At 72.0% G+C, this 18,802-nt stretch carries 18 protein-coding genes; 10 read left to right on the top strand and 8 right to left on the bottom strand.

All coding sequences use genetic code 11. The annotated features are described in order from the left end of the window. Nucleotides 1-23: 23 nt before the first annotated feature. A complete protein-coding gene (locus tag BN3788_RS13020; protein WP_066586647.1) occupies nt 24-242 on the bottom strand; it encodes an SCO4848 family membrane protein in 219 nt (72 codons plus the stop codon). Nucleotides 243-311: 69 nt separating this feature from the next. On the opposite strand from BN3788_RS13020, the gene BN3788_RS13015 reads away from it, so the two are divergent. The 10 genes from BN3788_RS13015 (at nt 312) to BN3788_RS12970 (ending at nt 9,983) form a co-directional block, all read left to right on the top strand. Beyond that, entirely contained in the window at nt 312-1,262 is a 951-nt protein-coding gene (locus BN3788_RS13015) for a phosphoribosylaminoimidazolesuccinocarboxamide synthase (RefSeq protein WP_066587253.1), read from the top strand. A gap of 135 nt (nt 1,263-1,397) precedes the next feature. After that, complete coding sequence (locus BN3788_RS13010) at nt 1,398-2,435, top strand: iron-siderophore ABC transporter substrate-binding protein (protein WP_234346637.1); 1,038 nt, start codon at nt 1,398-1,400, stop codon at nt 2,433-2,435. 29 nt (nt 2,436-2,464) lie between these two features. Continuing rightward, complete coding sequence (locus BN3788_RS13005; protein WP_066586642.1) at nt 2,465-3,514, top strand: FecCD family ABC transporter permease; 1,050 nt, start codon at nt 2,465-2,467, stop codon at nt 3,512-3,514. Then, nucleotides 3,511-4,581 carry a FecCD family ABC transporter permease gene (locus tag BN3788_RS13000; protein ID WP_066586640.1) on the top strand — a complete coding sequence of 357 codons (1,071 nt, stop codon included), beginning with the start codon at nt 3,511-3,513 and terminating at the stop codon, nt 4,579-4,581. The genes BN3788_RS13005 and BN3788_RS13000 overlap by 4 nt, the downstream gene beginning before the upstream one ends. Then, complete coding sequence (locus BN3788_RS12995; protein ID WP_390620088.1) at nt 4,578-5,450, top strand: ABC transporter ATP-binding protein; 873 nt, start codon at nt 4,578-4,580, stop codon at nt 5,448-5,450. Before BN3788_RS13000 ends, BN3788_RS12995 begins: the two co-directional genes overlap by 4 nt. A 73-nt stretch (nt 5,451-5,523) precedes the next feature. Continuing rightward, a complete protein-coding gene (locus BN3788_RS12990; protein WP_066586637.1) occupies nt 5,524-6,054 on the top strand; it encodes a toxin-antitoxin system HicB family antitoxin in 531 nt (176 codons plus the stop codon). Between the two features lie 58 nt (nt 6,055-6,112). Then, complete coding sequence (locus BN3788_RS12985; protein WP_066586633.1) at nt 6,113-6,955, top strand: DUF4097 family beta strand repeat-containing protein; 843 nt, start codon at nt 6,113-6,115, stop codon at nt 6,953-6,955. Between the two features lie 55 nt (nt 6,956-7,010). Further along, complete coding sequence (locus BN3788_RS12980) at nt 7,011-7,784, top strand: ABC transporter ATP-binding protein (RefSeq protein ID WP_066586627.1); 774 nt, start codon at nt 7,011-7,013, stop codon at nt 7,782-7,784. Beyond that, the gene (locus tag BN3788_RS12975) at nt 7,784-8,617 is read left to right on the top strand and encodes an ABC transporter permease (RefSeq protein WP_066586626.1); all 834 of its coding nucleotides are present in this window, start codon (nt 7,784-7,786) and stop codon (nt 8,615-8,617) included. Before BN3788_RS12980 ends, BN3788_RS12975 begins: the two co-directional genes overlap by 1 nt. A 127-nt stretch (nt 8,618-8,744) precedes the next feature. Then, entirely contained in the window at nt 8,745-9,983 is a 1,239-nt protein-coding gene (locus BN3788_RS12970; protein WP_066586623.1) for an ATP-binding protein, read from the top strand. Here the strand turns inward: BN3788_RS12970 and BN3788_RS12965 are convergent. Genes BN3788_RS12965 through BN3788_RS12935 form a run of 7 tightly spaced genes read right to left on the bottom strand, consistent with a single transcriptional unit; the run spans nt 9,980 to nt 18,576 of the window. Then, on the bottom strand, nt 9,980-11,686 hold the full coding sequence (locus tag BN3788_RS12965; protein WP_082812869.1) for a dipeptide ABC transporter ATP-binding protein: 1,707 nt from the start codon (nt 11,684-11,686) through the stop codon (nt 9,980-9,982). The genes BN3788_RS12970 and BN3788_RS12965 overlap by 4 nt on opposite strands. Continuing rightward, on the bottom strand, nt 11,683-12,246 hold the full coding sequence (locus BN3788_RS12960) for a GbsR/MarR family transcriptional regulator (protein WP_108723838.1): 564 nt from the start codon (nt 12,244-12,246) through the stop codon (nt 11,683-11,685). The genes BN3788_RS12965 and BN3788_RS12960 overlap by 4 nt, the downstream gene beginning before the upstream one ends. Continuing rightward, a complete protein-coding gene (locus BN3788_RS12955) occupies nt 12,243-13,676 on the bottom strand; it encodes a serine hydrolase domain-containing protein (RefSeq protein ID WP_066586621.1) in 1,434 nt (477 codons plus the stop codon). Before BN3788_RS12955 ends, BN3788_RS12960 begins: the two co-directional genes overlap by 4 nt. Before the next feature lie 47 nt (nt 13,677-13,723). Continuing rightward, nucleotides 13,724-14,641, bottom strand: a complete 918-nt coding sequence (locus tag BN3788_RS12950; RefSeq protein WP_066586615.1) for an ABC transporter permease — start codon at nt 14,639-14,641, stop codon at nt 13,724-13,726. After that, the gene (locus BN3788_RS12945) at nt 14,634-15,566 is read right to left on the bottom strand and encodes an ABC transporter permease (RefSeq protein ID WP_066586613.1); all 933 of its coding nucleotides are present in this window, start codon (nt 15,564-15,566) and stop codon (nt 14,634-14,636) included. The genes BN3788_RS12950 and BN3788_RS12945 overlap by 8 nt, the downstream gene beginning before the upstream one ends. Beyond that, nucleotides 15,563-16,960, bottom strand: a complete 1,398-nt coding sequence (locus BN3788_RS12940; RefSeq protein WP_066586608.1) for a M14 family zinc carboxypeptidase — start codon at nt 16,958-16,960, stop codon at nt 15,563-15,565. The genes BN3788_RS12945 and BN3788_RS12940 overlap by 4 nt, the downstream gene beginning before the upstream one ends. Before the next feature lie 5 nt (nt 16,961-16,965). Further along, on the bottom strand, nt 16,966-18,576 hold the full coding sequence (locus BN3788_RS12935; protein ID WP_066586603.1) for a peptide ABC transporter substrate-binding protein: 1,611 nt from the start codon (nt 18,574-18,576) through the stop codon (nt 16,966-16,968). Nucleotides 18,577-18,802: the final 226 nt, after the last annotated feature.

Genomic DNA, 18,802 nt, shown 5'->3' with positions numbered 1-18,802 from the left:
GCGAGCCGCTAGCGCGGGGCTGCTCAGAACAGCGTCAGCACGCCCAGCAGGGTGATCGCGAGGCCGAACGCGAGCGAGACCACGATGAGCACCGCGTGCACCGTGCGGAACCGCGTGGGCCGGCCCTGCTCGTCGCGTGAGCGCGGGTCCTTGTCGATGCGCTGCCAGAACCGGGGCCAGATGACGATGTTCCAGATCCCGGCGAGGACGAGCACGAGGGACCAGGCGAGGGGCAGTTCCATGTGCAGGAGTATCGCCTGCCCGGCGGACGCCCGGCCCACGGCGCCCATCGGGCGCGGCAGACTAGCGCCGTGACCCACGCGCCCGACGCCGCCTCTGCTCAGCCGTTCGACCTGCCCGGGTGGACGCACACCTACTCCGGGAAGGTGCGCGACCTGTTCACGCCCGATGCCTCGGATGCCGGGCGCGCGCTCGTGGCCGAGCACGGCGACGTGGTGCTGGTCGTCGCGAGCGACCGGGTCAGCGCCTACGACCATGTGCTGAGCCCCGGCATCCCCGACAAGGGCGTGGTCCTCACCCAGCTCAGCCTGTGGTGGTTCGACCAGCTCGCCGACCTGGTGCCGAACCACGTGGTGTCGACCGAGGTGCCCGCGGCCGTGGCCGGGCGCGCGATGATCTGCCGCCGGCTGGAGATGTTCCCGGTCGAGTGCGTGGCGCGCGGCTACCTCACCGGCTCGGGGCTCGCGGAGTACCGGGTGGACGGCCACGTCACGGGCATCGCCCTGCCGGAGGGCCTGGTGGACGGCTCGCGGCTGCCCGAGCCGATCTTCACCCCGGCCACCAAGGCCGAGTTGGGCGAGCACGACGAGAACGTGCCGTTCGAGGCGGTGGCGGAGCAGATCGGCGCCGAGGCGGCGTCGACGCTGCGCGACCTGACGCTGGCCGTGTACGCGCGGGCCGAGCAGGTCGCGCGGGGGCGCGGGGTGATCCTGGCGGACACGAAGCTCGAGTTCGGCACCGACCCGGTGACGGGCGCCGTGACCCTGGGCGACGAGGTGCTGACCCCGGACTCGTCGCGGTTCTGGGACGCCGAGGCCTGGCAGCCGGGCCAGTCGCAGCCCAGTTTCGACAAGCAGTTCGTGCGCGACTGGCTGACGTCGGACGCGTCGGGCTGGGACCGGGCCGCCGACACGCCGCCTCCGGCGCTGCCGTCTGACGTGGTGGAACGCACGCGGGCGCGCTATTTGGAGGCCTTCGAGCGGCTGACCGGCCGCGCGCTGGCGACATTCGTCGCGGTGTGACCTAGCGCACGACCTAAGTCCTAGAGCAGACTGCGGCATGAGGTTAGCCTTACCTCATCGATGCCGGGGGCGTCTGCTCTGCCCAGCGAGGTGGCGAGCTCCGCCCCGGCCCCCTGGAACGGATGGAGCCCACCCGTGCACGCACGCACGCACCTGCGCAGGAGCATGGCGGTTGTCGCCGGCGCCGCAGTCCTCGCCCTCGGCCTGACCGCTTGCGCAAGCGACGACGCGACCGACCCGGCGGCTGACGCCGACGCCACCGCGAGCCAGAGCGTCACGATCACCTCCGCCTACGGCGACGCCGTCATCGAGGGCGCCCCCGAGCGGGTCGTGGCCCTCGGCTGGGGCGGGGCTGATGTTGTGCTCTCGCTCGGCGTGGTGCCCGTGGGCATCGAGGCCGACGCCTGGGGCGGCGACGCGGAGGGCTACGAGCCCTGGTTCCGCGAGGCCGTGGAGGAGCAGGGCGCCGAGCTGCCCGCCACCATCGACATGTACCCCGAGCTGGACGTTGAGAAGATCGTCTCCCTCGACCCCGACGTCGTCATCGCCCCACAGTCGGGCCTGACGCAGGACGCCTTCGACCAGCTCTCCGAGTTCGTGCCCGTCGTCGCCCACCCCGGCGACGCGTGGGGCACCTCCGTCGAGGACCAGGTGAAGATCACCGCCAAGGCGCTCGGCAAGGAGGACAAGGTCCAGGGCATCCTCGACGGGATGGCCGAGGCCACCGCGACCGCCGCCGCTGAGAACCCCGAGTTCGAGGGCGTCTCGTTCGCGTACGTCTACGGCGGCACGCAGGCGGGCTCGCTCGACGTGTACCTGCCCGGCGACACCCGCGTGGAGCTGCTGACGCAGCTCGGCCTCGAGCTGGCGCCCTCCGCTGCCGGCCTGACGTCGCCCACCGGCGCGTTCACCGCGAGCCTCGGCCTGGAGAACGCCGACCAGCTCAACGACGCGGACGTCGTGTTCACCTGGTTCAACGACGAGACCGAGCAGGCCACCACCGAGGCGCAGCCGCTGTGGCAGCAGATCGCGGCCGTGCAGCGCGGCTCCTACGTGACGATGCTCGACCGCCAGCTCGGCATGGCCACCTCGGTCGCCTCGCCGCTGAGCATCCCGTGGGCCCTGGACCGGTACGTGCCGCTGATCTCTGAGGCCGTCACCCACCTGCCCTGACCGCACCTTCTCGACTGAGGTCGCCCCGCATGACCGTCGTCGACAGCACGACAGCGCGAGCCCCGCACGTCACCGACGTGCGGGGCTCCCGCGCGCGCTCGTGGCGGCTCGGCGTCGGCCTTGTGGCGGCGGTGGCCCTGCTGGTGCTCGTCGCCGGGCTGAGCATCGCGGTGGGCTCCAAGTCCGTCCCGCTGGGCGACGTGTGGCAGGCGCTGCGCTTCCCCGACGACTCCTACGCCTCGGCAGTCGTGGACTCGCGTATCCCGCGCACGCTGCTCGGCCTGCTCGTCGGGGCCGCGCTCGCCGTGGCGGGCGCCGTCATCCAGGGCATCACCCGCAACCCGCTGGGCGATCCCGGGCTGCTCGGCGTCAACGCGGGCGCCGCGGCGTCAGTGGTCGTCGTCACCGCGATCGCGGGCACGGGCGCCGGTGGGACGGTGTGGGCGGCGATCCCAGGCGCCGTGCTGGCAGCCATCGCGGTGTACGCCATCGGCGCGAGCGGGCGCGGGCCCACCGCGGTGCGGCTCATCCTCGCGGGCGCGGCCATCACCGCGGTGCTGGTGGCCCTCGTCGAGGCGATCTCGCTGGCCAACCCTGAGGTCTTCGACTCCTACCGGCACTGGGTGGTCGGCTCCCTCGCGGGCCGGCCGCTCTCGGCGGTGGACGAGGTGCTGCCCGTCATCCTCGTGGCCCTCGTGATCGCGCTGCTGCTGTCCCGGGCGCTGAACGCGCTCGCGCTCGGCGACGAGGCCGCCACCTCGCTGGGTCTGCGCGCGGGCCGCACCCGGCTGGTCGGCGGCGCCGTCGCGACAGTCCTCACCGCCGCCTCAGTGGCGGCCGTCGGGCCCATCGCCTTCGTCGGACTGGCCGTGCCGCACGTCGTCCGGGGCTTCACCGGCTCCGACCACCGCTGGCTGCTGCCGTTCTGCGTGGTGCTGGGGCCCGTGCTGATGCTGGGCGCCGACATCCTGGGCCGGGTGGCCGCCCGCCCCGGCGAGCTGATGGTGGGCGCCGTGACCGCGTTCCTCGGCGCCCCGTTCCTCATCGCGGCCGTGCGCCGAAGGGGGGCCGCGCTGTGAGCGCCCCCACGCTGACCCGGCCGGACGGCGCCGAGGCGCGCGTCCCGGTGCTGTCCCTCGGGCCGCTGGGCGCGCTGCACTGGAAGGGCCGGGCGGTGCTCGTCTGCGTCGCCATGCTCGCGCTGGCGGTGGTCGCGGCGCTGCTCACGCTGACGATCGGCGAGCTCGGCATCCCGTTGCGCGAGCTGCCGGACGTGCTCACGGGGAATGGCACGCGGGCGCAGGAGTGGGTGCTGCGCACCAACCGGCTGCCGCGCCTGCTCGTGGGCGCCCTGGCCGGGGCGGCGTTCGGGGTGGCCGGCTCGATCTTCCAGAGCGTCACCCGCAACCCGCTCGGCAGCCCCGACGTGATCGGGCTCGGAGCCGGGGCGGCCGCGGGCGCTGCTGCCGCGTCGCTGGTGTGGCCGGGCTTCGTGCCCGCGAGCGTGGGGGCGTTGGCCGGCGCCGGCATCGCGATCGGCGCGGTGTACGTCGGCTCGGGGCGCGGTTTCGCGGCTCCGTACCGGATGGTCGTCACGGGCATCGCCATCGGCGCCATGGCTCTGGCGTTCGTGCAGCTCGCGTTGGCGCGGGCCACCCGCGAGGACGCGTTCGCGATGGCCGCGTGGCTCAACGGCTCGCTGGCCTCGCGCCGGTGGAGCGACGTCACGCTCATCGCCCTGGCGCTGCTCGTGCTGATCCCCACCGCGCTGCTGCTGACCCGGCGGCTGCAGCTCGTGGAGATGGGCGACGACGCCGCCATCGGCCTAGGCGTCGACCCCACCCGGACCCGCAACCTCGCCGTGGGGGTCGCCGTGCTGCTGACTTCGGCGGCCGTCACCGTCAGTGGTCCCGTGGCGTTCGTGGCGCTGACCGCGCCGCAGATCGCCCGCCGCCTGACCCGGTCCTCCGGGCCGGGCATGGTCGCCGCGGCCTGCACCGGCGCCACCGTGCTGGTGGTCGCCGACCTGTTGGCCCAGCGCCTGCCGTTCGGCGTGCAGTACCCCGTCGGGGTGGTGACCGCCGCGCTTGGCGGCGTCTACCTGGCGATCCTGTTGATCCGCGAGTGGAGAAGGGGTGCGGTGTGACCTCCGTGACCAGCTCGACCTCAGTCCCGACGCACACCGCGGGCGGCGCCCACCCGGCCGCCGCGTTCGCCGAGCCGCCCCTGCGCGCCGATGGGCTGACCCTCGCGTACGACAAGACCGTCGTGGTCGAGGACCTGTCGGTGTCGGTGCCGCGCGAGTCGTTCACCGTGATCATCGGCCCCAACGGCTGCGGCAAGTCCACACTGCTGCGCGCCCTGGCCCGCACGCTCGTCCCCCGCTCCGGCCGGGTGCTGCTCGACGGCGCCCCCATCTCCGGGCTGCGCACCAAGCAGGTGGCCAAGCGCATCGCGCTGCTGCCGCAGAGCCCGCTCGCCCCCGAGGCCATCACCGTGGGCGACCTCGTGGCCCGTGGCCGCTACCCGCACCAGGGCCTGCTGCGGCAGTGGTCTGCCACCGACGAGGTCGCCGTCCGGGACGCCCTGGAGGCCACCGAGGTCACCAACCTGCGTGAGCGGCTGGTCAGCGAGCTGTCCGGCGGGCAGCGCCAGCGGGTGTGGCTCGCGATGGCCCTGGCCCAGCAGACCGACCTGCTGCTGCTCGACGAGCCCACCACGTTCCTCGACATCGCCCACCAGCTCGAGGTCATGGACCTGTGCGCGCACCTGCACGAGCAGGGCCGCACCCTCGTGGCGGTGCTGCACGACATCAACCAGGCGGCCCGCTACGCCACGCACCTCATCGCGATGAAGGACGGCGCGGTGGTCGCGCAGGGCGACCCGCAGGAGGTCATCACCGCCGAGCGCATGGCCGACGTCTTCGGGCTCGCGTGCCGCGTGGTGCCCGACCCGGAGACGGGCACGCCGATGGTGGTGCCGGCCCGGCGCGGCGGGCACATCCGCCACGCCTGACAGGCGTCCCGTCCGCCTCGGTGGGCGCCGCTTAGGCACTGTGGTGACGTCATAGTGGTGTCATGATGACGTCATGGACCTCACGCACTACGTCGACGACCTCCAGCGCCGACTCGTCACAGCGGCCGATGCCGCAGGCGACGATGCCCGGCAGCTCGCCCAGCGACTGACCGCGCCTCTCGACGCCGCCGTGCGCCTCGTCCTGCTCGACGCGCTCTCGGCAGCGGCCGGCGAGATCTCCGCCGAGCTGGCGCCTGGCTCGGTCGACGTGCGCTTGCGCGGCGGCGACCCCGAGTTCGTCGTCGCAGCGCCCCCGGCCGCCCCCGAGCCCGCCGCGTCGGCGGCGTCCGCGCTGCCCCCGGTCGCGCTGCCCCTGCCGGACGCCGACGCCGACGCGGGCGTCACCAGCCGCACCACCCTGCGCCTGCCCGACCACCTCAAGGCGCAGGTCGAGATCGCCGCCGCCCGCGAGGGCCTGTCGGTCAACACCTGGCTCGTGCGGGCGGTCGCCGCCGCGCTCGAACAGCCCGCAGCCCGCCCCATCCCCCCGCCCGGCCCGCGGCGGCGCGGCGGCGCGACCCGCCTCACCGGCTGGGTGCGCTGAGCGCCCGCCCGCCACGACACCGCGACGACACCGCGACGACACCACTCTGGAGCCAAGAATGCCGACCTTCCCCGCACCCCAACCCGTCCCGGTCATCGTGGACGTGCCCTTCGGCGCCCTGCACGTCGTCGCCGGGGAGCGTGAGGACATCGTCGTCACGGTCCTGCCCGCCGACCCGGCCAAGTCCGGCTCCGTCCGCGCCGCCGAGGAGACCCGCGTCGAGCGCGAGGGCGACGCCGTGACCATCACCTACTCGTCCGCGTGGAAGCAGTACGTCCGCCCGTTCGCGTCGGGCTCCGCCCTGGTCACCATTGAGCTCCCCGCCGGATCGGACCTGAGCGGCAAGGCCGGCACGCTGTTCGCGGAGGGCAGGCTCGGCGACGTCAGCCTCACCCTCAACGGCGGCGAGGCCCGGATCGAGGAGGCCGCGCGCCTCGACGTCAAGGTCTCGGCCGGGGACGTCGTCGTCGGTCGCGTCACCGGCCCGGTGGGCATCAAGGCGAGCGCCGGCTCCGTGCGCATCACCGAGCTCGCCGGCGACGGCACGATCAAGGCCAGCAACGGCGCCACCGCCATCGGCGACGTCACGGGCTCCCTGGAGGTGGTGGGAGCGAATGCCGAGATCGCCGTGGGCCGCGTGCGCGGCGCCCTCACCGCCAAGTCCGCCCACGCTGGCATCCGCGTCGCCAACGTCGAGTCCGGGACTGTCACGCTCGCCACGGGCTACGGCGCCATCGAGATCGGCGTGCCGGAGGGCACCGCGGCCTGGCTGGACGTCACCTCGGAGCATGGCGCCGTCCGCAACCAGCTCACGCCCACCAACGGCCCCACCGACGGCGAGGCCACCGCCGAGATCCATGCCAGCACCGCCTACGGGGACATCATCGTCCGCCGCCCCTGACGGACGACCCAGAGCCGCACCCCAAGCGCCCGAGCACTGCGAGAAGGAGACCACCATGACCAGCGACCTCGCCATCGACGTGCGCGGCCTGCGCAAATCCTTCGGTGACCAGACGGTGCTCGACGGCGTGGACCTCGCCGTCCGGGCCGGCTCCATCACCGCGCTGCTCGGCCCCAACGGCGCCGGCAAGACCACCATCGTGGGCCTGCTGTCCACACTGCTCAAGATCGACGCCGGCACGGCCCGGGTCGCCGGGCACGATGTCGTCGCGCAGCCCGAGGCGGTGCGCGCCGCCATCGGCGTCACCGGCCAGACATCGGCCGTCGACGACCTGCTCACCGGGCTGGAGAACCTGCGCCTCATGGCCTCGCTGCACCACCTGGGCCGCCGGCCAGGGCGTGAGCGCGCCGATGCGCTGCTGGCGCAGTTCGGCCTCACCGACGCCGCCCGCAAGCCGGTGTCGACCTGGTCGGGCGGCATGCGGCGCAAGCTCGACTTGGCGATGACGCTCGTCGGCAACCCCGCCGTCGTCTTCCTCGACGAGCCCACCACGGGCCTGGACCCGCGCAGTCGCCGCACCTTGTGGGACGAGGTGCGCGCCCTCGCGGCGGCCGGCACGACGATCCTGCTCACCACGCAGTACCTCGAGGAGGCCGACCGGCTCGCGGATCGCGTCGCGGTGCTCGACGGCGGGCGCATCGCCGCCGGGGGCCCCCCCGCCGAGCTCAAGTCCGCGCATGACGCGGGCTCGCTCGACGACGTGTTCCTGCGCCTCACCGAGCCCAGCGCTGAACTGCCCGCCGAGACCGCCCCGAAGGAGATGGCCTGATGACCACCGTCACGATCGCATCCGCTCCTCCGGTCGCCGGCGCCCGGCCGCTGGCCGACACCCTTGCCATGCTGCGCCGCAACCTGCTGCGCGCCGTGCGCTACCCGGGGCTGACGAGCTTCACCATCGCCATCCCCGTGATCTTGCTGCTGCTGTTCGTCTTCGTGTTCGGCGGGGCATTCGGCGCCGGGGTGGCGCCCGGTGTCACCCCCGGCGCGGACGGGCGGGCCGCGTACCTGGACTACATCACCCCGGCCATCCTGCTGTTCGCCGTGGTCGGCGCCGCGCAGAGCGTGGCGATCTCCGCGTCGATGGACGCCACCAGCGGCATCATGGCCCGCTTCAAGACGATGGCCATCTCGCCCGGCTCGGTGCTGGGCGGCCCGGTGCTGGGCACGGTGGTCCAGGCGCTCATCGCCGTCGTCGTGGTGCTGGGCCTGGCGATGGCGCTCGGCTACCGGCCGGACGCCGGGCTGGCGGGCTGGCTGGCGCTGGCCGGGCTGGTCGCGCTGGTGGCCTTCGCCTTCAGCTGGCTCTGCGTGGCGATGGGGCTCTCGGCCAAGTCCGTGGAGACCGCGTCGAACACCCCGATGATCCTCACGGCGCTGCCGTTCCTGGGCAGCGGGTTCGTGCCGGTGGAGACGATGCCGGCGGGGGTGCGCTGGTTCGCCGAGTACCAGCCGCTCACCCCGATCATCGAGACGACGCGCGCGCTGCTCACCGGCGCCGCCCTGGACGTCTCGACGACGCTGCTGACGTTGGGCTGGTGCGCGGTCATCACCGGCCTCGGCTACGCCTGGGCCCGGTCGCTGTACCGCCGCGAGCGTCGGTGAGGCGCCGAGGAGTGGTCTTGGCGGCTGCGCGGAAAGCGCGGGCACCACGGTGCGAGGTGGGCCTTGCAGGCTTTGATCGACTTTATTGCTTCTAGATAAAGCAGGCTAAGGTGGCTAAAGTGTCACCGTGGACAGCATCCGGAACCCCTACACGCCCAACGCTGGTGCCTCGCCCGAGATCGTGGTGGGGAGGGACGAGCACAAGCGCGTCTTCGAGGTGCTGATCAAGCGGCTCGAGAGCGGGCGCACCGAGCAGTCGATGATCATGACGGGTCTGCGAGGTGTCGGGAAGACCGTGCTCCTCAACGAGTTCGGGGAGATCGCCCGAGCGGCTCATTGGGAAGTGCTTGAGATTGAAGCGACGAAGCACAACGACGTCAGCTTTCGGCAGACGATCGCGTCCCTGCTCAAAGGTGCGCTGCTTCGACTCTCCCCGCGCGCGCGGTGGTCTGACCGCGGCCGACGGGCCGCAGAAGTGATCGCGTCGTTCGCGGCCTCGGTGGATCAGCAGGGCACGTGGTCATTGTCATGGGATATCGCACCAGCCGAGGGCCTCGCTGATCACGGAGACCTCGGCATGGATCTGACGGATGTGCTTGTCGCGGTCGGTGAGGCTGCCAAGGAGAAGGGGCGTGGCGTCGCCCTGCTCATCGATGAGGTGCAGTTTCTCTCAACTGTGCAACTCGAGGCCCTGATCCAGGCGGTGCACAAGACGGTACAGAAGAAGTTGCCTGTCACGTTCGTCGGCGCTGGCCTTCCCCAAATCGCGGAACTGGCAGGTGACGCGAAGTCGTACGCCGAGCGACTCTTCAAGTTCCCCAAGATCGACTCGCTCAACGACGCGGACGCGGACAAGGCCCTGATCGAGCCAGCGTTGACGGAAGGAGTCGCGTACGAGCAAGGGGCACTCGACCTGGCCAAGTCCATCACCAGGGGGTATCCCTACTTCATCCAGGAGTTGGGATACCAGGTCTGGGAGATCGCCGAGGGCCCGGGCATCACGCGAACCGACGTGGAGCTTGCCAGGGAGTTATACGAGACCAAGCTCGACAGCTCATTCTTTCGCGTGCGCCTGGATAGGGCCACACCACTACAAACCGCCTACATGCGGGCGATGGCTGAACTTGGCCCCGAAGCGCAGAAGGCATCGGAAGTGGCCCGCATCATGAATCGAGAGTCGACACAACTGGGGCCCACGCGTGCAGAGTTGATTGACATGGGCCTTCTCTACACGCCAGAACATGGCTATGCGGCGTTCACAGTGCCGGATTTCGACAAGTTCATGTTGCGCGCTGTGCCACGGCTGGTTGTCCCCGAGGTGAAGAAGAGGCGCAAGAAGCAGAGTCAGCCGGACGGCGCGGCCTAGCCGACGCGGGCCAGTCGCCGCTCGCGCCGCGCTGCCTGCTCGGCCGGGTCGGGCACCGGCGCCGCGTCGAGCAGGGTGCGGGTGTAGTCATGGGCCGGGTCGAGCAGCACCTGGCTGCGTCCCCCGAGCTCGACGATGCGGCCGCGGTGCATCACGGCGACCCGGTCGGCGAGCTCGTCGACCACCGCCAGGTCGTGGCTGACGAAGAGGCACGCGAAGCGCAGCCGCTGCTGGATCTCCCGGAACAGTTCCAGCACGGTGGCCTGCACCGACACATCGAGGGCCGAGGTGGGCTCGTCGGCGATGAGCAGCTCGGGATCCAGGGCGATGGCACGGGCGATGGCGACGCGCTGCCGCTGGCCGCCGGAGAGCTCGTGGGCGTAGCGGGTGGCCCAGGCGGCCGGCAGCTCCACGCTGTCCAGCAGGGACGCGACGCGCTGGGTGAGCGCCTCGCCGCGCAGCCCGGCGTGCACGCGCAGCGGCTCGCCGATGGACTCTCCGATCGTGTACCGGGGGTTCATCGACGAGGCGGGGTTCTGGAACACGACGCCGATGCGCCTGCGGGCCTTGCGCTCGGCTGCGCGGCTGCCGGCGCCGAGCCGCACGCCCACCACGTCGACAGTGCCGGAGGTCAGCGGCGCCAGGCCCAACGCGCAGCGGCCGAGCGTGGACTTGCCCGATCCGGACTCGCCCACCAGGCCGAGCATCTCGCCGGGCTGGATGTGCAGGGTGACGCCGTCCACGGCCCGCACGGGGCGGCCCCGCTGGCTGCGGTACTCGACGACCAGGTCCTCGACGGACAGCACGGGGCGGTCGCGGGCGTCCGCGGCGGACTCGCGCTCCGGGGCGCCGATGCGCGGCACCGCGGCGAGCAGCGTCTGGGTGTACGCGGCCTGCGGCGCCGAGAAGAGCGCTTGCACGGGGGCGGACTCCACGGCCTCGCCGTCGCGCATCACCACGACCCGGTCGGCGAGGTCCGCGACGACTCCCATGTCGTGGGTGATGAGCACGATCGCGGCGGAGGTGCGGGCCCGCAGGCGGCGCAGCACGTCGAGCACCTCCTGCTGGACTGTCACGTCCAGCGCGGTGGTGGGCTCGTCGGCGACCAGCACCTCCGGGTCGCAGGCCAGGGCCATCGCGATCATCACGCGCTGGCACTGCCCGCCGGAGAGCTGGTGCGGGTAGAACTTCAGGCGCTCCGCCGGATCGGGCAGCTCGACCATGCGCAGCAGCTCGATGGCGCGCTCGCGGCGCTCGGCACGGCTCAGGTGCGGCAGGTGGCGGCGCAGCATCTCGCGGAGCTGGAAGCCGATGGTGAAGACCGGGTCCAGGGCGCCGACGGGGTCCTGGAAGATCATCGCGATGCGCCGCCCCCGCACGCCGGACAGCGCGCCCGGGGCCATCGCCAGCAGGTCCTCGTCGCCGAGCAGCGCGCTGCCGGTGACCGTCGCGTTGCGGGGCAGCAAGCCCAGCAGCGCCATCGAGCTGACGGACTTGCCGGAGCCGGACTCGCCGACGATGGCCAGCACCTCGCCCGGCATCAGGTCGTAGCTCAGGCCCCGCACGGCGTGCACGTCGGGGGAGCGGCCGCCGTCCACCCGGAACGTGACGTCGAGGTCCCGCACGGACAGCACGGGCGCCGGCGCGGGCGCGGCGTCGGCGGACGTGGTGAGGACGGGCGCGGCGGGGGTCGTCTCGGTCACGGCTCTCCTCGGGTGGGCGGGAGCGCGGCGTCGGCGGCGCTGTCCTCGTCGTCGGGAAGCGCGTCGCGGTACGCCTCCCAGTCGGCGAGCATCTTGCGGTGGTAGCCCGCCAGCCACGTCATGTAGTTACGGGCGTTGGTGAGCCGGCGGCGGGGCGGGTGGTCCTCGTCGGAGTCCAGCGTCGCGAAGCCGGTGGTGATCGCGTCGGAGAGTCGCACCAGGTAGGCGCGCTCCCCGGCGAGGAAGCCGCCCCAGATGTCGTCCTCGACGCGGAAGTAGTGGCTGCGGTCGCCGGGGATCATGTGCCGCTTGATGAAGCCCGCGTCACCCAGCCGCCGGGTGGACGTGGACACCGCGCCGGCGCTCGCGCGCAGCAGTGAGCCGATCTGCGCGCTCGACAGGTAGGGCTCGTCGATGATCATCAGCAGCCCGATGACCCGGCCCTCCATGCGGGTGCTGTGCATCCCCTCCCAGGCGAGCCCGAACTCCTCGACGAAACGTTGTGACGTCTCGTCGAGGGTGGGCTGCCGGGCGCTCGCGGGGGGTGTCGTCTCTGTCACACGCTCACCTTAGAAGTGGCGACATGCAGCATGGAGGCCCGCCGCCGCAGGAACTCCTCGACCGGCCAGCTCGTCATCCCGCCGAAGCGCACCGACGCGATGGAGCCATCGGCCGCGCGCTCCAGGCGCACCAACTCGCCGGAGCCGCCGAAGCCGGTCTGCGGGTGGATGCGCAGCGTGTCGGGGCCGACGACGTCGAGCTCCTCGAAGGCGCCCAGCGGATCGGGCAGCGAGGGGCGCAGCGCGACGACGCGCCCGCCGAGCACCGTGAGGTCGAGCAGGCCCCACAGGTTCGCGAAGCGGCCCGTGTACGACTCCAGCGGGGGCAGGCCGTCGGGGTGGGCGGCCGGGGTGTGGCCGGGTCGCGGGGTGAGGGCAGCGTCGATGAGCTTGACCAGGGCGGTGGCGATCTGGTCGGCCGGGCCGTCCACCGCATTGGTCAGGACGCTCACCACGAGCTTGTCCTTCGGGTCGATGTACGTGCGCGTGATGTGCCCCGGGTAGCCGCCCGAGTGCCCGATCATCGGCCGGTCGCCGACCTTGCGGACCTCCATGCCGACCCCGTACCGGCCGACCTCCTCGCCGTACGCGGACACCACCGACTCGAGCCGCTGCATGAGCCGCTTCGAGTCGTCGCTGAGCAGGCGGGTGTCGCCGAACCAGTGCGCGGCGCCGTACTCGGTGAGCTCGGCGGCCGTGGAGTAGAAGCCCGTGGCGGCGGCCATCACGCGGGTGTCCACATGCTCGATGACGTCGCGCTCGTTCGTGCCGAACAGCAGCGCAGTGTGCCCGGCGGCGTACTCGTCGGCCCGGGCCGGGTCGTACTCGGCGCCCGTGCGGGTCAGGCAGAGCGGCTCGACGATGTGCGTGCGCGTGTACTCGTCGAAGGTCTGCCCGCTGACCGCCTCGATCGCGAGGCCCAGCAGCGAGTACCCGACGTTCGAGTAGTGGAAGTGCTCGTTGCGGGCGTAGATCGTGCCGTCGGCCACGATGTCCGCGATGAGGGTCGCGCGGTCCGGGAACGGGTACTCGAGCTGCCAGAAGTCGGCGTGCACGCCGTCGCGGATCACACCCGACTGGTGGCCCAGCAGCTCCCGGATGGTCGCGGCGGCGATGGGGGAGCCGGCCTCCGCGAGCTCGGGGACGTACTGGCCGATGGGGTCGTCGAGCCGGAGCTTGCCCGCCTCCACCAGCTGCATCACCGAGGTGCCCGCGAACGTCTTGGAGTGCGACGCGATGCGGAACAGGTGGTCGGTGCGCAGCGGGGTCCCCGTGACGGCGTCCGCGACACCGACGGCGAGGTCGAGCACGAGCTCGTCGCCCGAGCGGATCGCGACCTGCACGCCGGGCACCCGCTGGTGCAGGGCCTGCGCCTCGACGAACTGGGCGAGGTACCCGGCGGCGGCGCGGATCGTCTCGGTCTGGGTCATGGGAAGCACGCTCCGGGGGGTTCGGGGTGGGGGCCGACCGGCTGTGGTCAGCGGCCCTTGGGGTCGAGGGTGTCGCGCAGGATGTCGCCGAGGGTGATCATCGCCAGCACCGTCACCGTGAGGAAGATGCTGGGGAAGATCAACATGTGCGGGGCCGTCTGGAAGTAGGCCTGCGCGCTGGACAGTTGCAGCCCCCACGAGATCGACGGGGCGCGCAGCCCCAGGCCGAGGAACGTCAGGGTCGACTCCGAGACGATCACCGCCCCGACGCTGATGGTGGCGACGGCCAGCACCGGGCCGATCGAGTTGGGCAGCACGTACCGGGTGATGATGCGGGCGTCCGACAGGCCCATCGCGCGCGCGGCGTCCACGTAGTCGGCCGAGCGCACCGAGCGCACCGAGCTGCGCACCAGGCGGGCCATCGTCGGCCAGGAGAACAGCGCCAGCACCAGCGCCACCGTGACGGTGGACCGCGAGCCGACGCTGGTCAGCACGACGACGGCGCCCAGCAGGAACGGGAACCCGAGGAACACGTCGGTCAGCCGGGAGATGAGCCGGTCCGCCCAGCCGCCGCGGTAGCCGGCGAGGGTGCCGAGCACCAGGGAGACGGCCAGCGCGACGCCGGTGCACAGCAGCCCCACGCTCAGGGAGTTCCGCGTGCCGAAGATGACGTTCGCGTACACGTCACAGCCCTGCAGGTCGGTGCCGAACACGTGCTCGCCGCCCGGGCGCAGGGCGCTGTCGGTCAGCTGGCACGCGCGCGGGTCGGGCTGGCCGAACCAGCCGGCGAAGAACGACGGGAACAGCGCGATGAGGCCCAGCACGCCCAGCACCGACGAGCAGATCCAGAACAGCGGCCGACGGCGCAGCGTGCGCCACACCGAGCGGTGCGCGCCGTGCTCGACGGGCTCGGCGGGCTCAGCAGTGGGGGCCGCCGTCTCGGTGGCGGCGACGAGCTCACTCATGGCGGATCCTCGGGTCGAGCACCGTGTGCAGCAGGTCGACGATCATGTTCGTCACCAGGAACACGATGATGAGCGCGGTGGACACCCCCACGACGGTGGGGCCCTCATGCGCGCGGATGGCCTGGAACAGCATCTGCCCGACGCCGGGCAGGTTGAACACGCCCTCGATGACGACGGTGCCGCCCAGCAGGTAGCCGAGGTCGATCGCCAGGTAGGTGAGCACCGGGATCGCGGAGTTGCGCATCACGTGCACGCCCACCACCTGGCGGCGCGGCAGGCCCTTGGCCCACAGGGTGCGCACGTAGTCGGAGTGCATCGCGTCCACCACGGAGCCGCGCATCAGCCGGGCCACGGAGGCCAGCCCGAAGATCGCCACGCAGAAGGCGGGCAGCAGGTACGCGGTGGGCCAGCCAGTGGACGTGCCCGCGACCGGGAACCAGCCGAGCTTCACGCCGAACACGAGCTGCGCGGACACGGCCACCACGAACACCGGGATCGACGAGGCGAGGATGGTGCCCGCAAGTACCAGGTTGTCGCCGATCCGGCCGCGGCGCAGGCCGGCGAACAGGCCGAGCGCGATGCCCAGCACCACCTCGATGCCCCAGGCCGTGAGCGCGAGCGTGGCCGTCACGGGCCATCGGGCCGCCATCTTCTCCCCGACGGACTGCCCGGTGAAGTTGGTGCCCAGGTCGCCCTGCAGCAGCCCGCCCATGTAGTGCAGGTACTGCTGCCACACCGGCAGGTCCAGGTGGTACCTCTCCCGCAGCGCCGCCACGACGTTCGCCGGCAGCGGGCGGTCGCCGCCCAGGGCCGCGATCGGGTCACCGGGGAGGGTGAACACCATCGCGTAGATGATGAACGTGACCCCCACGAACACCAGCGCCAGCTCGGCGAACCGGCGCGTGAGGTGCCGCGCGGCAGTCATCCGGCGTCCTCCTCGCGAGCCGCCAGGCAGCGGGCCAAGGCCAGCGCGGCGCCGAGCTGCACGCCGACCAGCCGGTTCACGTCCAGCACTTCGAGCCCGTCGATGGCGTCCGCCTCGGCAGTCCAGGCGTCGTACACCGCCGCCATCCGCTCCCGCAGCCGCCGCACGCGCGCTGTCGCGGTGCCGGCCACCACCTCGGCGTCGAGCGCGCGCAGCAGCATGCCGCCGTAGCGCAGCCGGAAGCAGCGCACCAGGTCGTCGTTGCTGAACACCTCGGCGACGGTGGCGGGCCTGTCGCACTCGGGCCGGTCGGCGCGCATCCGCTCATGGCCGCCGATCACCGACATCATCGGCACGAACGCCTCGCTGGCCCGCAGGAACGGGCTGCGGATCGTGAGGTCCTGGGCGGCCTCGTCGAGGATGCCCCCGAGCACGGCGCCCATCTCCTCCAGGCCCGCGGCCTTGGCCAGCACCACGTCCCGGTAGGCCGTGTCAGTGGGGGTGTCGTCGTCGGCGGCCGGATGCGACCAGTAGGGCAGCTCCGCCACCAGCGAGACGGTGCCGTGCCTCGACGCGTACGCGCTGGACGACTCCCCGCCCACCGACCCCGTGGGGTCGACGCCGAGCTCCTCGAGGTAGTCGTACTCCGCCGCGGTGGACAGCATGCCGAACACGGCGGGCGCGATGGCCTGCAGCGCGGGGGACTCCGGCTCGCCGGTGTCCAGCGGCAGGCCCAGCCCGGCCGGGATGGCGTGCAGGGCCTCGACGGCGCCGGGCACGTCCTCGCTGAGGTAGTAGTAGACGCCGCCCAGCTCCGCGTTGTGCAGCGACACCATCATCTGCGGCTTGACCTCGTCGATCACCCGCATGAGCGCCTGCGTCTCGGGGAGCACCTGGTCGAACCAGGCGTCCTTGTGCGCGAACGGGAAGGTCCACTCGACCTGCTCATTCGGCGCCGGGCGGTAGAACTGGCGCGCGTACACGGTGCGCCGCGCCGGGTCGCCGTACCAGCCCTCGTTGAGCCGTGTGCCGTCGGGGTCGATGCACGGGATCAGGTGCCAGGTGGCGTCGAAGGACTCGCGCAGCGCGTCGTCGTCGCACAGCAGCGTCGCTAGGTGCTGGAGCATCCGGAAGCCGATGGGCTCGTTCGGGTGCACGCCGGCGAACAGCAGGTGCTGTCGGCGCCCGTGGCCGATGCTGACCATCGGGATCGGCTCGCCGAGCCGCGAGGTGCCGATGCGCCGCGACGAGGCGATGCCCGGATGCGCCGCGACAAGGTCGTCGAAGGACTCCAGGAGCGCGTCGACGGTGGGGAAGTCGTGCATGGGGGGGACCTGGTGGGTCCGCTCGAGGATGTCCTCGAGCGAACCCACCGCGGTGGTGCTGGTGCTCATGGTGCTCAGGCGCCCTCTGCCAGGATCGTCTGCGAGTAGTCCGGGTTGCCCGCGGCGGAGGTGTTGAGCTTCGCGACGCGCTCCGAGGTGACGAACGAGTACGACTCGAAGAACAGCGGCGGCGCGGGGAACTCCTCCAGAATCCGCTCCTGGACCACGGCGTAGGCCGACGCGGCCTCGGCGCCGTCGACCTGCGCGTCGGCGGCGGCGATCAGGTCGGCGACCTCGGGGTCGTACCAGGGGATGCAGTTCGCGCAGCCGCCACCCTCGACGAAGAAGACGCGCAGCGTGTTCTGCTGGCTCGGGTACAGGGCGCCCCAGCGGGAGAAGAAGGGGCCGGTGGCCAGGCCGTTGAGGCGCGTCTCGTAGAACTCGGCCCAGTCGGTGCTGGGCGTGGCCACGGCGTCGACGCCCAGGTTCTGGCGGAGCTGGTTGGCGATGGCCGTGTACAGCTCGTCGAGGCCGATGCCGCCCGGGTAGTAGACGTTCATCGAGCCGGTGAAGCCGCCGGCCTCGGTGAGCAGGGCCTTGGCCTTCTCGGGCTGGTACTCGCACAGCTCGCCGCAGATGCCCACCGGGGTGCCGGGCTCGATCGCCGGGGTGAAGGCCGTGGCGGGGGTGTAGAGCCCGCCGTAGACGACCTTGTTGATCGTCTCGCGGTCCAGCGCCATGGAGATCGCCTGGCGGACGCGGATGTCCTGGTAGCGGGGGTCCTGGAGCGGCAGGCCCAGGAAGGAGATGCCGGGCGCCTCGAAGGAGTAGACGCGCTCGGCGCCGAAGTCGGTTGCGGACTGCGCCATCTTGTTCGGCGGGAGGCCCGCGACGTCGATGTTCCCGGCGAGCACGTCGGTGTACGCCGTGGCGGTGTCCGCGTAGGGCACGAAGGTGATCTGGGAGACGGTGGGGGCCTCACCCTGGTAGTCGGCGTAGGCCTCCAGGATCAGCGGCTCGTTCTCCACGAAGTCGTTCGTGAGGGCGAACTTGCCGTTGCCGACGGGGTGCCGGTTGTACGCCTCGAAGTCGTCGAGGGCGCTCGTGGGCATCGGGTACATGGCCGTCTGGCCCTGCGACACCTGCATCGGGAACTGGCTGTCGGGGCCCAGCAGGGTGACGGTGAAGGTGGTCTCGTCGACGACCTTGAGGCCGGACATCTCGGTGGCCGGCTCGCCCTCCGTGACGTTGAGGTCGGCGTAGCCCACGACGTTGGCGAGCTGGCCGGAGTTCTCGAACGCGTTCGGGCCATAGGCCACGGCGTTCCAGGAGTCCACGTAGGCCTGCGCGGTGACGGGCGTGCCGTCGTGGAAGGTCCAGCCCTCGCGCAGCGTGATCGTCCAGGTGATGGCGTCCTCGGTCTCGATGGACTCGGCCTGGACGTAGGTGAGCGTGCTGTCGGCGTCGACGAAGGTCAGCGGCGCCCAGACGGCCATGTTGAAGTCGTAGGCCTCGATATTGCGACCGGGGATGAGCTGGGTGGCCGGGCTGATCGCGACGCTGATCGCGGCGCCGTCGGCGCCGGTCGAGGTGGGGTCGGCATCGCTGCCGCCGGTGCTGCAGGCGGCGAGGGCGAGCGATGCCGCGAGGGCGCCGGCCGCGAGCCGCAGGCTCATGAGTCTCATGGGTCCTCCGTGGGGGGAGCGGACAGGTCCGCCGCGATAGGTCGCTTCCCACGGGGGTGAGTGGGTTCATGCCGGTCGGGGGAGGGTGTTCCCCGGGTCGCTGCCGTTCAGCCGTGCTGCGGTCAGGCAACCGTGACAGCCGGTTACTCGTCAATAGAGAACATAGCGAAACTTCAATATGAAATGAACTCTTAACGCTGCGGTGACGTGACCGGCAGCCCCGACC

Origin of the sequence: Cellulomonas timonensis, assembly GCF_900046455.1 — a bacterium.
In the GTDB taxonomy this organism is placed as follows: Bacteria; Actinomycetota; Actinomycetes; order Actinomycetales; family Cellulomonadaceae; genus Cellulomonas_A; species Cellulomonas_A timonensis.
This window is presented reverse-complemented; position numbering and strand designations above follow the sequence as displayed.

What these genes read in the sequence shown, in the direction of transcription:
- BN3788_RS12980 (WP_066586627.1), top strand. Translation starts at nt 7,011, where the DNA reads ATGACCAGCGACCTCGCCATCGACGTGCGCGGCCTGCGCAAATCCTTC.
- BN3788_RS12950 (WP_066586615.1), bottom strand. Translation starts at nt 14,641, where the DNA reads ATGAGTGAGCTCGTCGCCGCCACCGAGACGGCGGCCCCCACTGCTGAG.
- BN3788_RS12975 (WP_066586626.1), top strand. Translation starts at nt 7,784, where the DNA reads ATGACCACCGTCACGATCGCATCCGCTCCTCCGGTCGCCGGCGCCCGG.
- BN3788_RS12940 (WP_066586608.1), bottom strand. Translation starts at nt 16,960, where the DNA reads ATGAGCACCAGCACCACCGCGGTGGGTTCGCTCGAGGACATCCTCGAG.
- BN3788_RS12955 (WP_066586621.1), bottom strand. Translation starts at nt 13,676, where the DNA reads ATGACCCAGACCGAGACGATCCGCGCCGCCGCCGGGTACCTCGCCCAG.
- BN3788_RS12990 (WP_066586637.1), top strand. Translation starts at nt 5,524, where the DNA reads ATGGACCTCACGCACTACGTCGACGACCTCCAGCGCCGACTCGTCACA.
- BN3788_RS12945 (WP_066586613.1), bottom strand. Translation starts at nt 15,566, where the DNA reads ATGACTGCCGCGCGGCACCTCACGCGCCGGTTCGCCGAGCTGGCGCTG.
- BN3788_RS13005 (WP_066586642.1), top strand. Translation starts at nt 2,465, where the DNA reads ATGACCGTCGTCGACAGCACGACAGCGCGAGCCCCGCACGTCACCGAC.
- BN3788_RS12935 (WP_066586603.1), bottom strand. Translation starts at nt 18,576, where the DNA reads ATGAGACTCATGAGCCTGCGGCTCGCGGCCGGCGCCCTCGCGGCATCG.
- BN3788_RS12985 (WP_066586633.1), top strand. Translation starts at nt 6,113, where the DNA reads ATGCCGACCTTCCCCGCACCCCAACCCGTCCCGGTCATCGTGGACGTG.
- BN3788_RS13020 (WP_066586647.1), bottom strand. Translation starts at nt 242, where the DNA reads ATGGAACTGCCCCTCGCCTGGTCCCTCGTGCTCGTCCTCGCCGGGATC.